Raw genomic sequence first — 14,294 nt, 5'->3', positions numbered from 1 at the left:
AATCCGCTGTTCTGAAGGGACCAGAATCCTGAGAACACGCGGGTTCCGAAACGTTCGTGCAATTGACTGTAGAGGTAGCCACTTTCTCTATCGTGGGGATCGTTTCAGGCGCACCTATGATGTGACAGTCCGTGTACGTGATGGGCGCATAACCAATGTTCGTACTGTGAGGTGGCGCCGCTGACGCGGCATTATGATCTACAATCATCGAAGGGAAAATGCTTTGTCTGAATTGGTTGTGATAGGCTTCGATACCGTTGCAGAAGCTGATGATGTACTGCTCAAGCTCGGCCAGCTCCAGAAAGAATATCTTGTTGATCTGGAGGACGCAGTCATCGTGGTGCGGGATGGAACTGGAAAAGTTCATCTCAAACAGAAATTCAATTTGCCCGCTTTGGGTGCCGGGTCAGGCTTCTTGTCAGGGGCACTTTGGGGCGGGCTTGTTGGGTTGATTTTTCTCAATCCCTTGGCTGGTATGGCACTCGGCGGTGCGGTTGGGGCTGGCGCTGGGGCGCTTTCCGGCTCGCTGACTGATTATGGGATCGATGACAATTTCATTCGCGCGCTCGGGGAGACTATCCCTCAAAACTCATCCGCCCTTTTTGTTCTTTTGCGGAAGGTGCAGTGGGATCGAGTGATCGCGGATATGCCCGATCTGAAAGGACGAGTGTTGAAGACCTCATTGTCGTTAGAACAAGAAAAGCATCTTCGTGAAGCCGTGGAGGGCGCGTTACCGAAGAACTGATATGGCGAAATCAATTTTCCGACGGATATATGGTCAAGCGCCGCGATTTCTCATCGCGGTGCTTATCATGCAGTTTTCTGTGGGTTGCGCTGGACCCAGAGCCGTGACTGGGCTTGGAACGGTTGACAACAAAGGTGCTCAGCGGTCTAGCCTCATTCCACTTCTTGTTGCTACCACGCGTGAGCGTGTTGAAGATCCGGAAATAGCGTATTCGCGTAGTCGGGCGGATGCTCTGATGTTCTCATCTATCGACGTGCGAATCCCCGACGCACACCGCCCCGGCGACGTCCCAACATCTTCGGCCCAACCGGATCCCCGCCGGCAATTTACGGCAGCAAACTACCAGGTCATTCCGAACGCAGATGCTTTCGTGCGGGAAATGAACGCTCAGCTAATGAAGCGGTCCGAGCCCCAACGCGAGGTTTTTATCTTTGTTCATGGTTACAATAACAATTTTGCGGAATCTCTCTTCCGGAATGCACAAATTGCCCATGATTATGACGTGCGTTCTGTCCCTGTGCATTTTTCCTGGGCTTCAGCGGCCAATTTTACCCGCTATCTTTATGATCGAGACAGCGCCATCATCGCCCGCAATGGTTTGGCGCAAACACTTCAATTGGCAGCAAGAACCAACACAAAGGGAATTATCGTCGTTGGCCACTCTATGGGTGCACTTGTGGTTATGGAAGCGTTAAGAACACTCTCCATGGAGAAACGCACGGCGGAACTCAAAAAGATCAAAGGTGTGCTGCTCGCGGCACCCGATATTGATCCGGACATGTTCCAGAGCCAAGTCAATGATATTGAGCCATTGCCGCAACCATTCACCATAGTGGTTTCGCGGCGTGACCGAGCGTTAGATATCTCTCGGCGATTGACCGGAGGAAACGCCCGGATCGGCAGCGGCGCAGATATCGCCTTTTTACAGAAGAAGAATATTCAGGTTCTCGATATTTCCCAGGTTGATAGTGGCGGGCACAGTTCATTTGCCAGCTCCAACACGCTGATCAAGCTTTTAGGGTCGGGTAAACTCCTAAGGCAAATGATCACGGATGAATATGCGGGGCTGGACGATGCTTTCGTTACTTCAGGTCAGGGCACATTCGAACAGGCATCGTTGGTCTTGCATTTGCCTGTCCGCATAATCGACCGCTTATCCAAACGCTAAACCGAAAGACCACCATTATCGATTATAAAATCAATGACGGTATTAAGCTCTCTGCCCCGGGTGAGATCCGTAAAAGCGAATGGTCGACCCGCTCGCATTCGATCCGCGTCTCTTCTCATGACTTCGAGGTCCACGTTCACGTGAGGAGCCAAGTCGCTCTTGTTTATGATCAAAAAGTCAGATCGAGTGATGCCCGGACCCCCTTTGCGCGGTATCTCTTCGCCCTGACAAACGGAAATTACGTAAAGCGTAAGGTCTGCCAGGTCTGGAGAAAAAGTTGCGGCAAGATTATCGCCGCCCGATTCGATAAAAACGATATCCAGATCGGGAAATTTTCTGTTCATTTCCGCAATTGCTTGCAGATTGATGGACGCATCCTCTCTAATAGCGGTATGAGGACAGCCGCCTGTTTCTACGCCCAGAATTCGATCTTCCGGTAGGGCTTGTTGCCGCGCAAGGATAAGTGCATCTTCCTTTGTATAGATATCGTTGGTTATCACTGCGATTGAATAGCGTGCTCGAAGCGCCTTACATAGCTTTTCAGTAAGAGTGGTCTTTCCCGAGCCCACAGGGCCGCCGATTCCAACGCGCAAGGGACCATTCTTTGAAACCATGATTGAAATTTCCTTCGCAAACTAATGGCAACAGGGCTATTCAGGTGTGCGGTGAGTTATGATTATGATCGTGATGATGGCCAGCGTACGCGCCTCTAACGGGATTAAAAGGCATGACTACTTCCGCTACTGTTGCGCCGAGCCCCTCTAGCATATCTTTAATAACGTGGTCTCGGGCGATCAGGATGCGATCCTGCGAAATTTCAGCGGGGAGGTGTCGGTTCCCAATATGCCAGACGAGCTCTATCAAATGATCCAGATCGGAAGTCGTGACGGAATATAAAAGCTCATCAGCAGCTTCTATCTCTATGATCGATCCATCATCGAGTATAAGTTGATCCTCGGCTGTAAGAATAACGGGATCTGGCAGATCGATGAACACTCTGATCCCGTTTGTTAAAGAGATTGCTTTTCGCCGCAGATGTCGCTCATCGTATCGGAGAACAACAGTTCCCGATAAAGGCCTTTCATCTGCCAGTTGATCGTCTGATTTGCGTCTGACCGATGCTACCTGCAGCATTTTTCTCCCTCCCAAGGAACTTTCCATCTACAGCTCTTGTATTTAAAGTGGCATCAATGGCAACCTCGTGAACCGGTCTCTTTCTTACATTTAGGCTTGTATGAACCGATTTGTCGAGCTAGCTTAAGTAAAAAATGTATATGCATCTCCATTTTGTACTGAATGTTTCTTCCTATTCTGTGACTTGTCGTTAGATTGGAGAGGTGGCAGTGTCGAAAAAGGGTTGGCATGCCGAGCTTGAACTGCAGTTTGAGCATAATCGTGAAGTGACGCGACTGATGCGGCGACGCCACGTGGGGCCGCTTGCGGTGCAGCAACCCTTCTATCCTGAAAAAGACGGCAGCGCGCATGTCTATCTTCTTCATCCGCCGGGCGGTGTTGCTGGTGAAGATGTTCTTGATATTTCTTGCTTTTTGGGGCGCGGCGCCAGGGCAGTCCTGACGACGCCGGGTGCCACCAAATTCTATCGCAGCGAGCGGGGCCGTAGCAGCCAAACGACCAGGATCGAGGTGGGCGAGGGCGGTATATGTGAATATCTCCCGCAGGAAACAATCGTTTTTGACGGCGCAAAGGCCTCCATAAGCACGCAAGTCTCGCTGAGCAGAGATGCGATCTATTTGGGCTGGGACATTATCAGTCTCGGGCGGCCCGCCTGTCAGGAAAGTTTCGACAAGGGAGAAGTTCGTCAAAGGGTCGAAATACTCAGGGACGGAAAGCCGATCTGGTTCGAGCAGTTCCGCCTTTATGGCGCCGATACGGCGATGAATGCCGCTTTTGCCTTCTGCGCAAAACCGATTGTCGCGACGATGGTTTATGCCGGTCCGGCAGATGAAAACGCGCTTCATGCTATTCGCGAAGCGGTCGGCGATGCAGCCAGAAATCTGTTTTCGGCGTCGCGGCTCGAGCGGATAATCGTCTGCCGCTATCTCGGCGGGCGCATGTCGGAAGCCAAGACATTGTTTCGAAAAGCCTGGGAAGTTCTGCGCGAAACCGGACTGGGGAAACCGGCTGCTGCGCCACGCATCTGGGCAACATAACTCAGTTTAGAGAGGGCCTAAAAATGGAACTATTGCCACGTGAAAAGGACAAGCTTCTGATTTTCACCGCAGCACTGGTTGCGGAGCGACGCAAGGCCCGAGGGCTGAAACTGAACTACCCGGAAGTCGTGGCTTATATCTCCGCCGAAATTCTGGAGGGAGCACGCGACGGCAAGACGGTTGCAGAACTCATGTCCTATGGAGCCACGCTTCTCACCCGTGACGAGGTGATGGAGGGCGTGCCTGAAATGATCCACGACATTCAGGTGGAAGCCACCTTTCCGGACGGCACCAAGCTTGTGACCGTTCACAACCCCATTCCGTAAGGCATTTCCTGAAACATTGGAAACGCTCTGGCTTTGGTTTTTACGCGCATCTTGTCCGAAAACCATTTCACAGTTTTCGGGATGTGCCTCAGGAGACGATCATGATACCGGGTGAATATTTCATCGAAGACGGGTCGATCGACCTCAATAACGGTCGCGAAACGCGCACCATCGCCGTGGAGAACACGGGCGACAGGCCGATACAGGTTGGATCGCATTATCATTTCTATGAAACGAACGAGGCGCTTGCCTTCGACCGCGAACGGTCGAGAGGTTTCCGGCTCAATATTCCGGCCGGGACTGCGGTGCGGTTCGAGCCGGGGCAGGACCGTGAAGTCGAACTGGTTGCACTGGATGGTGACCGGGAAGTCTACGGCTTCAACGCAAAAATCGACGGAAAACTCTAGGAGGGACAGATGGGAAGGATCTCAAGACAGGCCTATGCCGAACTGTATGGCCCGACCAAGGGGGACCGTCTGCGTTTGGCGGATACCGAACTCATCATCGAGGTCGAGGAAGATCGTTGTATCTACGGCGAAGAAGTAACATTCGGCGGCGGCAAGGTCATCCGAGACGGTATGGGGCAGGGGCAGCGGCCCTCGTCCGAAACTGTCGATCTGGTTATCACCAATGTCATCATTCTGGACTATTGGGGCATCATCAAAGCCGATGTCGGTATCAAGGATGGTCGTATTTCGGGGATCGGCAAGGCCGGTAATCCTGATATTCAGCCCGGCGTCAACATCGTCGTCGGACCTGCTACCGACGTCATTGCGGGCGAAGGCAAGATTCTCACCGCGGGCGGTATCGACACCCATATTCACTTCATCGCGCCACAGCAGGCAGAAGAGGCGCTGGCCAGTGGCACCACGACTTTGGTCGGCGGCGGAACGGGGCCGACGGTTGGCACGCTCGCAACCACAGTTACACCGGGGCCCTGGGCTATCCATCGTATGCTTGAGGCTGTCGAAGCTCTTCCAATCAATGTGGGACTGCTCGGCAAGGGTAATGCAAGCAAGCCCGAACCTCTGCGTGAGCAGATCAGGGCCGGTGCTGTCGGCCTGAAGCTGCATGAAGACTGGGGAACCACACCAGCCGCCATCGATAATTGCCTGAACGTCGCTGACGAAGAAGACATTCAGGTGGCTATCCATACGGATACGCTGAACGAGAGCGGGTTCGTTAAGGATACCTTTGCTGCCATGAAGGGCAGGACCATCCACAGTTTCCATACGGAAGGCGCCGGCGGTGGTCATGCGCCTGACATCATTACGGCGGCGGGCCAAGAAAATATCCTGCCGTCCTCCACCAATCCGACCCGTCCCTACACCATCAATACGGTCGACGAGCATCTTGATATGCTGATGGTCTGCCACCACCTCAGCCCGAAAATCCCGGAGGATGTAGCATTTGCTGAATCCCGCATTCGGCGTGAGACGATTGCTGCAGAAGATATTCTCCATGATCTGGGTGTGTTTTCGATGATGTCATCGGATTCTCAAGCCATGGGTCGCATTGGAGAGACAACGCTTCGCTGTTGGCAAACTGCCCATAAAATGAAGGTGCAGCGAGGCCCATTGAGTCAGGATAGCAGCCGGAACGATAATTTTCGCGCAAAGCGGTACGTCGCCAAGTATACGATTAACCCCGCAATTACGCACGGGTTTGCCCATGAGATTGGGTCTGTCGAAGTTGGAAAGCGCGCTGATCTGGTATTGTGGAAGCCGGAATTCTTCGGCGTGAAGCCAAGCCTAGTAATGATCGGCGGCATGATTGCGATTGCGCCGATGGGCGATCCCAACGCATCAATCTCAACGCCCCAGCCCGTCCATTACCGCCCTATGTATGGTGTGTTAGGACGGGCGCTCAGCTCCACAGGCGTCACCTTCGTCTCGAAAGCGGCGCTGGATGATGGCATCGGCGAAAAGCTGAAACTCAGCAAGCAGTTGGTTGCGGTCAAAGGGATCCGAACGATCCGCAAGAAGGACATGATCCATAACGGTCTGACGCCGAAGCTGGAGGTCGATCCGCAGAGTTATCAGGTGCGGGTGGATGGCGAGTTGATCACGTGTGAACCGGCTGACATACTGCCGATGGCGCAGCGTTATTTTCTGTTTTAGAGCATGTCTCTCGAAAGTGGAGACCGGTTTCGGGAGACATACATAAAAACAAAGAGATTGAGTATTTCCGGTGATTCAGTCGAAACAGAAAATGCTCTAGTCAGCGGAAAATGGATCACGAAAGACGGGGAATAAATCCATGCAGCTCAATGCTTTGCAGGATCATCCTTCGCTGGGGTTTGTGGACTGGACGCTGCGCGGTATCGGGCAGGTGGTGTTCCAGAACAACCCTCTGTCGGGGCTGGTCATTTTGTTCGCCATTCTGGTCAATTCCTGGATCTATGCTTTCATCTGCGTGCTTGGCGTTGTCGCCAGCACGCTGACGGCAATCATCCTCAAGGCTGACAAGGGGCTGATCCGGGATGGCTTGTTCGGGTTCAACGGCGCTCTGGTCGCCCTTGCACTGATTGCCTTCACCAGTGCGGATTTCCGCAGCGGTGCCCTGCCGTCGCCTACCATGACGATCTATCTCATCTGTGGCGCTGCTTTCTCCACCATGGCTTTCGCCAGTATCGCCACACTGCTAGGGCCGCACAAGGTGGCGCCCCTGACAATGCCATTCGTACTCGTCGGCTGGCTGTTTCTGTTCGCGATACTCAAATTCGATGCCATAGATGCCGGTCCGATGGCAAAGCCGGTTTCGCCGGAACAGTTTTCCTATGCTGTCCCTTACGTGCTTCCGACCTGGTATATGGGGATCGGTACTGCCATCGGGCAGATATTCTTCCAGGATAACTGGATCACCGGTTACATCATCCTTGCCGGTATCGCGATCCATTCGCGAATAAGCGCTCTTATGGGCCTTCTGGGAGCGGTAACCGGCGCAGTGGTTGCAGCCGCATTCGGTGGTCCGGAAGGCGCCATTCGCGATGGGCTTTTCGGCTATAACGCGGCCTTGACGGCGATTGCGCTTGGCGGCTTCTTCCTTGTTTTTAGCTGGAGCAGTTTTCTTTACGCGATCTTCGGTGCCATCGTGGCGACATGGCTTTGGGCTTCGGTCGCCATATTCCTGAAACCGATTGGGATGCCGGTGCTGACCTCGACATTCGTGCTCGTCACCTGGGTCATGTTGATCGGTCAGTATGCCTTCAAGGCACTGGTGCCCGTCGCACCGGCTGATGCGACTTCGGCTGAGGACAATCTCAAGCAATACCGTGAATCGCTTCGCTCACGACCGGAATAGGCGGCTATATTGTGTCTCGTGCCAGGCACTTGCCATGGCCAGTGCGGGTGCTGTGTTGCCGATTTCGTCGTCATTCAGAGTCCGGGCCTTTTCGACGGCCCGCTCGATCTTCGCCGCTCCGGCGATAAGTATCCTCTGGCCTGCTGTGTGGCCGAGGGGGACGAGACGGATTGCAGCCATGATCTGGCTTTCAACCACACTCCACATGAGACCGCGCAGCGCATCAACAGGCTCGATATTCCAATGACATGCTGCAATGGCGAAGGCTGCAGGATAGGTGGCTTGCTGTACCAAAGCGAAGCTGCGTGCCTGTTCGACACCAAGTTCCGACAGTAACGTGAGCAAGGATTCACCCATGCGGCGATCTTCAAGCTCAAGCTCGCTGCTTTCACGGCTTGCTCCAAGCCAGTTATTCAGGCGGCAAAATTCTGCATCGTCATTTCGCATCAATGCCGAAATTATTCGCCAGAAAATTGCTCCGTCAAGCGCAGCATAACTGTGTTCCAGAAGGCCGAACACCCACCCGGCACAACTTTCCTCATTCGTCACTGTTCCCGCATGGACTGCCCATTCAAGGCCGCGCGAATAGGAAAATGCGCCGACTGGCTGGCTGGGACTGACAAGCCGCATGAGATGCAGCATAGGCAGCGCCGGAGAATGCATAGGTATTTCCGGCACTGACCCATCATGTTCAATATCAGTTTCAGCGTGTCTCTTCGAATGATCCAGCAAAATGATGCTCACATCACCCGGCCATCAGGTAGAGTCCGCTAAGGGCGGCAAAGCCGCCAGCGATCCGCATCACTATCTGTCCCGTGCGTCCCTGCAGCATACGGCCCGCTGCAAGACCGACACTGATGCCTGCCGCGTGGAGCAATGCTGTCGCAAGAGCAAAACCGGCACCATAGGAAAGAAACGCAGCGCTGCCTATTTCTCCGCCATGAGCATAGCCATGGAAGAATGCAAAGAACCCGACGATAAGTGCTGCGGTCAGGGTCGATGCGTGGAATGCCATGGCGACGAGGAGGCCAAGCACAATCACCGATGCAAGGATGACCGGTTCGACAAAGGGGAGGGATACTCCGCCAAGCGCTGCCACGAAGCCCAGGAGCATGACGCCTACAAAGCTTAGCGGCACAATGACGAGCGCACGTCCGCCAAGCATTGACGCCCAGAGACCGACGGCGACCATTGCAAGGATGTGATCGACGCCCGAGAGGGGATGCGTAAACCCGGCGGCAAACGAACCGTGTTCTGCTGGGTTGAGATGCGCGAATGCAGGGCTTGCCATCAAAGAGAGCAGGACGGCAATCAGGAGAGAAGTCCTTTTCATTTCAACTTCCTTTCAACAACAATGGCCATGCTCAGAAGGAACCAAACATTGATCCCAGCGCGAAAACCGCGGCGAGCGATATGATCACACCGACAATCACGGTCATGACCATGTCGAGATAGCTCGATGCGTGGGTCTGCTTGCTGATCTGTAGAAGTAGAAGCACCGTGCCGTTATGCGGTAGCGCATCCAGCGTGCCGGCGCTGATGACCGTCAAACGGTGCATGAGTTCGGGATTGATCCCGTACTGTATCGCTAGCCGCATATATTCGTCTCCAAGTGCATTGAGCGCGATGGCCATGCCGCCGGATGCTGTTCCGGTGAGGGCTGCGAGCGCGTTCATGGCGACGACAAGTGAGACAAGCGGGCCGCCCGGCACTTCGAGCACCGCATCGCGAACCACCGCAAAAGCAGGCATGGCAGCCACGACTGCACCGAAACCGACGAGGCTTGCAATTGTGAGGATTGGCAGAACAGAAGAGTTTGCGCCTGCGTCGAGGCTCTCACGGATTGCCCGCAGCCGCCCAAAATTGACCACTATCAGGGTCAGGATGGCCGCTGCCAAAGCGATCAGAACCGCCCACAGACCAATCGATGAGCCGACGTCAATTCCCCACGGCTCCTGTTCCAGAAACGAGAAGTCGATGCGGGGCAGAATGATCAGCGCCATCAGGAAATTGACGATGATGACGACAAGCAGGGGCAGTACCGCAAAGAAGAACGGCGGCTGATTGTCGGCACGTACACCATGTTTGAGTTCGGCCGGATCGAAGTCTCCCGATAATGTCGATTGTTCTCTGACTTTCTCTGTGATTTCGAGGTCGCCGGTGTCATCGACATAGTTTTCACCTGCGGCCCTTGCCTTGGCTTCCGCCCGCTGTAACCACCACATGCCAAAGACAAGTGTGATGATGGATGCGATGATTCCAAGGCCAGGTGCTGCAAAGGTCGTGGTTTCGAAATAGGGCATCGGAATGGCATTGTTGGTGGAAGGTGTGCCAGGCATGGCCGACATGGTGAAAGTAAAGGCGCCAAGCCCAATGGCGGCAGGCATCAGCCGTGCTGGTATGTTTGCTGCTTTGAACATTTCACGTGCCATGGGAACCAGCACGAAGAAGGCAACGAAGACGCTGACGCCGCCATAAGTGACGACTGCCGATGCGAGCACGACGGAAAGCATCGTGCGCTTTACGCCGAGTTTCTCCGTCAGATATCGTGCAATGGATGTGATGGAACCGCTATCGTCCATCAGCTTGCCAAAAATGCCGCCCAGGAGAAAAAGTGGAAACCATCGGCCTACGAAACTGGCCGCCCCGCTCATGAAAGTCGATGTCCAGTTTGCCAGAAGTGGCTCTCCCGAAATGAGGGCGGCGAGAAGAGCTGCGGCGGGAGAAAGCAGAAGCACACTCCAGCCGCGATAAGCAAACCACATGAGAAGAGCTAGTCCAAGCAGTATTCCAAGCAACCCCATTCAATCTGACCCCTCAGTCGATGTTGGAGAAAATGCGAGCAACGTATCGATAGAACTACTATAGAAGAGATAATTCAAGCATTATTATGAGGTATGAGTGTCGCTATAATAGGAAGACTTCCTTAACTTCATAAGGGTGTCTATAATGCACACTGCTCAATTCAGCGGCATTAACCGCTACTTTTTAGTTGAATTGCAGATTGCAGTTCGCATTCATCCCTACTAACCAGCCCGTCGCGCAGGGCGTGAAGAAGGGCCACTATGTCAGAAGTTGCCGCAATCTCGTCCATCATGATCAATCTTGCGATCGCTCTTCTGCTCGGTTCTACAATTGGATTGGAACGGCAGTTAAGGCAACGCCATTCCGGCCTTTCTACACACGGTCTCGTAGCTTTGGGTGCCGCAGCATATGCTTCGCTGCCCTACGCTCTCGGATTTGAAGGCGATCTTAGAATGGGCTCGCAGGTTGTTACCGGGATCGGCTTTCTTGGCGCCGGGCTCATTATCAAGGATGGCGCAAGCATCAAGGGGCTCAGTACGGCTGCCACTATCTGGAGTACGGGTGCTGTTGGCGTTCTAGCTGGTTATGGGCAGTGGTTGCTCGCCGTGGAAACGGCATTTTTCATTGTCTGCCTCAATATTTCCTTGCCAAAGATTGCAATACTCGTGAACCGCTATTCCTTTGTAGAGCCAGAAGTCGATCAATTCTATCTGGTTAAGTTTCGATGTCCCGGGGAAAGCGAAATTGCGGTTAGGGCACTGTTGATCCAGACACTCGATCTGAAAAGACTGCGCTTCCACGCTATCCGGAGCCATCACATCGATGGAAGCAATGAGGTTGAGGTGGAGGCCACGCTGTTCGCAGGCAAGGAAGAAGACCGAATGGTCGAAGCGTTGGTTGCGCAACTCAGTTTGCGATCTAATATTGCTGCGACCAGCTGGCTCAAGCTGGAAGACGGCGACTGGTCGGCGGTCCGTTAGGCGAACAATGGCAGCGGCAAGTGGAATTAGTGCATCGCATACTAAATCGCCTAGCGCCGCACTCTCCATGCCATCGCAAGCGCAACAAGTCCCAGAACAGACGTAAGGAAAGCTTCAGCCAAGATGATCCAACTCACTTATGTTCCCCAATGCACAATTTATCAATGCGATGGCTCAATCATACAAGCGAAGCTCGCCACGTTTCGCCAGAGCCAAAGTTGGCGAAGATTCTAGTTAATATTTCAGCGGGGTTGCGCGCTCCATTCGCACCTCTAGATTTTGCTTCGCTCTAGCCCCTGAGATGCGAACAATGGCCTGCTGCCGGTTTCGTGGACACCGAGTTAAGGTGTTTCCGATGAAACTGGAGCGCATGAATGCAACGAAGGAAATTCAGCAGCGAGTACAAGCTCGAGGCAGTGAAGTTGGTGCGAGAGCGCGGGGTCAGTGTTGCGCAAGCCGCCCGCGACCTGGATGTTCATGAGAATGTCCTGCGCAAGTGGGTTAGGGAATACGGTTCAGACCCGGCGCAGGCGTTTCCCGGTTCCGGGCAGATGAAGCCCGAGCAGCTTGCGATCGAGAGGCTTCGGAAGAAGTCGCCAAGCTGAAGGCGGAGCGCGACATCTTAAAAAAGGCCGCCGCCTACTTTGCGAAGGACGTGATATGAAGTTCGCGTTCATTGCAAAGCACCGTTCGATCTGGCCGGGGGCATGGCTCTGCGAAGCGCTGGGTGTATCGCGTTCCGGCTTTCATGCCTGGCTACATCGGTCTCCGAGCCAGCATGCCCGGTATGACGAGGCTCTGCTCGACAAGATCAAGATCAGCTTTAAGGACAGCCACCGCACCTACGGCGCGCGGCGTGTCTGGCATGATCTTCTCGCGGAGGGCTTTTCCTGAGGTCTCCATCGCGTCGAGCGTCTCGTGCGCGACAATGCATTGAGAGCACGACCGAGAAGACGGGGCTTGCCGAAAGACGACGGTGAGCGCCCAGTCATCATGCCGAATGTGCTGGACCGGCAGTTCGCGGCAGCAAAACCGAACCAGAAGTGGGTAGCCGATTTTACCTATCTATGGACGGCTGAGGGCTGGCTCTATGTGGCTGCCGTCATCGACCTGTTCTCGCGCCGTGTCGTTGGCTGGTCGATGAACGCAAACATGACGGCCCAGCTCGTCACAGATGCGCTGATCATGGCCATCTGGCGCAGAGGCAAGCCGGATGCGCTTCTCCACCATTCGGACCAGGGTAGCCAATACACGAGCCAGCAGTTCCAGCGTCTCATGGCTGATCACGGCATCACCTGTTCTATGAGCCGATCCGGCAATGTCTGGGACAATGCCGCGATGGAAAGCTTCTTCTCGTCACTCAAAACGGAAAGGACAGCTCGCAAGGTCTACAGAACCAGAGACGATGCAAAGGCGGACGTGTTCGATTACATCGAGCGCTTCTACAATCCCAAGCGTCGGCATTCGACATTGGGCTATCTCAGCCCGATGGAATTTGAAAACAAGGTGGGATTAGCCTAACTCGGTGTCCGAAAAACCGGCAGCAGGCCACAATCGGACTATCGCAATGAGGTCGAGACGACGATTTTGATGAGATCCTCGCAATGTACTTGCTGCTGCGCTGTTCAACGCAACATGTCAGCAAGTGCAAGACGCATCGAGTGGCTCGAGATTTCAAACATTCCACCATAGGGCCGGTCAAGGTCCAGAATAACGAACACTACGCTTATAACCGAAACTATGGCGATTGCGACAATGCAGAAGGATAGGGAGTTTCGAGGCGCCTGAAGGCCAAAACTCAGGAACATCAACATTAGCCAGAACACCAATACCCCAAAAAATGGTTCTGAGAGCGAGCCTTGGGTATCTTCAATAACGGTCCAGCGGGCCGCAGAGACAGAGGCGAAAATGTCCTTGCACCGCGTCGCCAGTGCCTGATGCAGCGGATCCCGCGGTTGCAAAGCCGCCAATGCAATGCCGATACCGTTCATTACGCCAGTGAGCACAGGGGCTTCTCCGACGAGCGGAAACTGGGATGTGTCCGGATATTTCACTCCTGCTGGGTGAGGTTCATCAGGCCAGGTGCTGGCGATGACTGCGGCTGTGTAACCGTGCAATTGCTTCTGCTGTTCCACCAGTTCAGGGCCGAAATCTCTCATGCAGCCATCCAGTTGCGTGAGGTTTGCGGCATAATGATTACGGTCATGAGAGGCTGTATTATAGGAAGCCAGTTCAGAAGCGAGTAGCAGGCTCAGGACCAGTGCAACGAAGGTTACCAGAAGTGCGGTCACAATTCGTAGAAAGTCTAAGGATTCATTGCTACGGTGTGGAGCGGGAAGGCGGACCCGTAAAAACGCACCTGCTGCCGCGCTGGCAATCAGGATTATCAACAATAACAACGTCCAGACTATTTCCCGATTCACGACAGCCATCCATTGATCATGAACAATCTTGCTGGTGTATTATTGTTCCGAAGAACTAAGCCGCTATTCTTCCAACGGACAGCGTAGATCGTCAAAAATATTCGGCATGAACAAGAATTTTTACGCCCAATGGTGTATGGATGTGTCGGCGAACATGAGAAAGGCGAAGCACGACTTATCGCCTGACACAATTCTGCCGATAGTTCAAAAAGCTATTGCTTGAACGCTAGGCCGTGCACTCATAAATAGGCTAGCTATTTGAATGGATTAGTTATTTAAAGACCTCGGATTTGGAGGTCTTTGATGTCACGTCGCCGCTATGAACTCACAGAACGAGAATGGTCGATTATTGCACCGCTGTTGCCGAGCAAAC

At 53.7% G+C, this 14,294-nt stretch carries 14 protein-coding genes and 1 pseudogene; 9 read left to right on the top strand and 6 right to left on the bottom strand.

Annotated features, from left to right (window positions below):
* Positions 1–223 precede the first annotated feature (223 nt).
* Positions 224–745 (top strand): DUF1269 domain-containing protein, encoded by a 522-nt coding sequence (locus QBD01_RS06700; RefSeq protein WP_182523240.1) that lies wholly within the window; start codon positions 224–226, stop codon positions 743–745.
* A 1-nt stretch (position 746) separates the two neighbouring features.
* Entirely contained in the window at positions 747–1,913 is a 1,167-nt protein-coding gene (locus QBD01_RS06695) for an alpha/beta fold hydrolase (RefSeq protein ID WP_280992137.1), read from the top strand.
* Here the strand turns inward: QBD01_RS06695 and ureG are convergent.
* Together ureG and QBD01_RS06685 are read right to left on the bottom strand one after the other, a co-directional pair.
* Positions 1,910–2,527, bottom strand: coding sequence for an urease accessory protein UreG (gene ureG / locus QBD01_RS06690; protein ID WP_280992136.1), 618 nt, complete (start codon positions 2,525–2,527; stop codon positions 1,910–1,912). The two genes, QBD01_RS06695 and ureG, sit on opposite strands and share 4 nt — an antisense overlap.
* A gap of 40 nt (positions 2,528–2,567) precedes the next feature.
* On the bottom strand, positions 2,568–3,047 hold the full coding sequence (locus QBD01_RS06685; RefSeq protein WP_280992135.1) for an urease accessory protein UreE: 480 nt from the start codon (positions 3,045–3,047) through the stop codon (positions 2,568–2,570).
* Between the two features lie 209 nt (positions 3,048–3,256).
* Here QBD01_RS06685 and QBD01_RS06680 point away from each other — a divergent pair, with 209 nt between their 5' ends.
* The 5 genes from QBD01_RS06680 (at position 3,257) to QBD01_RS06660 (ending at position 7,713) form a co-directional block, all read left to right on the top strand.
* The gene (locus QBD01_RS06680; protein ID WP_182523236.1) at positions 3,257–4,084 is read left to right on the top strand and encodes an urease accessory protein UreD; all 828 of its coding nucleotides are present in this window, start codon (positions 3,257–3,259) and stop codon (positions 4,082–4,084) included.
* 23 nt (positions 4,085–4,107) lie between these two features.
* Entirely contained in the window at positions 4,108–4,410 is a 303-nt protein-coding gene (gene ureA, locus QBD01_RS06675; RefSeq protein ID WP_021584970.1) for an urease subunit gamma, read from the top strand.
* 101 nt (positions 4,411–4,511) lie between these two features.
* Entirely contained in the window at positions 4,512–4,817 is a 306-nt protein-coding gene (locus QBD01_RS06670) for an urease subunit beta (protein ID WP_151554705.1), read from the top strand.
* Between the two features lie 9 nt (positions 4,818–4,826).
* Positions 4,827–6,530: an urease subunit alpha gene (gene ureC, locus QBD01_RS06665; protein WP_280992134.1), complete on the top strand. Its 1,704-nt coding sequence runs from the start codon at positions 4,827–4,829 to the stop codon at positions 6,528–6,530.
* 139 nt (positions 6,531–6,669) lie between these two features.
* A complete protein-coding gene (locus QBD01_RS06660) occupies positions 6,670–7,713 on the top strand; it encodes an urea transporter (RefSeq protein ID WP_280992133.1) in 1,044 nt (347 codons plus the stop codon).
* Here the strand turns inward: QBD01_RS06660 and QBD01_RS06655 are convergent.
* The 3 genes from QBD01_RS06655 to QBD01_RS06645 all read right to left on the bottom strand — a co-directional run bounded on the left by QBD01_RS06655 (position 7,699) and on the right by QBD01_RS06645 (position 10,517).
* On the bottom strand, positions 7,699–8,376 hold the full coding sequence (locus tag QBD01_RS06655; protein WP_280992132.1) for an urease accessory UreF family protein: 678 nt from the start codon (positions 8,374–8,376) through the stop codon (positions 7,699–7,701). The two genes, QBD01_RS06660 and QBD01_RS06655, sit on opposite strands and share 15 nt — an antisense overlap.
* A gap of 82 nt (positions 8,377–8,458) precedes the next feature.
* On the bottom strand, positions 8,459–9,046 hold the full coding sequence (locus tag QBD01_RS06650) for a HupE/UreJ family protein (protein WP_280992131.1): 588 nt from the start codon (positions 9,044–9,046) through the stop codon (positions 8,459–8,461).
* 31 nt (positions 9,047–9,077) lie between these two features.
* On the bottom strand, positions 9,078–10,517 hold the full coding sequence (locus QBD01_RS06645; RefSeq protein WP_280992130.1) for a GntP family permease: 1,440 nt from the start codon (positions 10,515–10,517) through the stop codon (positions 9,078–9,080).
* 261 nt (positions 10,518–10,778) lie between these two features.
* On the opposite strand from QBD01_RS06645, the gene QBD01_RS06640 reads away from it, so the two are divergent.
* On the top strand, positions 10,779–11,498 hold the full coding sequence (locus tag QBD01_RS06640) for an MgtC/SapB family protein (protein ID WP_280992129.1): 720 nt from the start codon (positions 10,779–10,781) through the stop codon (positions 11,496–11,498).
* A 374-nt stretch (positions 11,499–11,872) separates the two neighbouring features.
* Positions 11,873–13,019: pseudogene (locus tag QBD01_RS06635) on the top strand (IS3 family transposase).
* A 104-nt stretch (positions 13,020–13,123) separates the two neighbouring features.
* Here the strand turns inward: QBD01_RS06635 and QBD01_RS06630 are convergent.
* Entirely contained in the window at positions 13,124–13,930 is an 807-nt protein-coding gene (locus QBD01_RS06630) for a hypothetical protein (protein ID WP_280992128.1), read from the bottom strand.
* Positions 13,931–14,294: the final 364 nt, after the last annotated feature.

This window comes from Ochrobactrum sp. 19YEA23, from assembly GCF_029909865.1.
Taxonomy (GTDB): domain Bacteria; phylum Pseudomonadota; class Alphaproteobacteria; order Rhizobiales; family Rhizobiaceae; genus Brucella; species Brucella gambitense.
The sequence above is the reverse complement of the archived record's forward strand: the minus strand, read 5'-3'. Positions and strand labels throughout refer to the sequence as shown.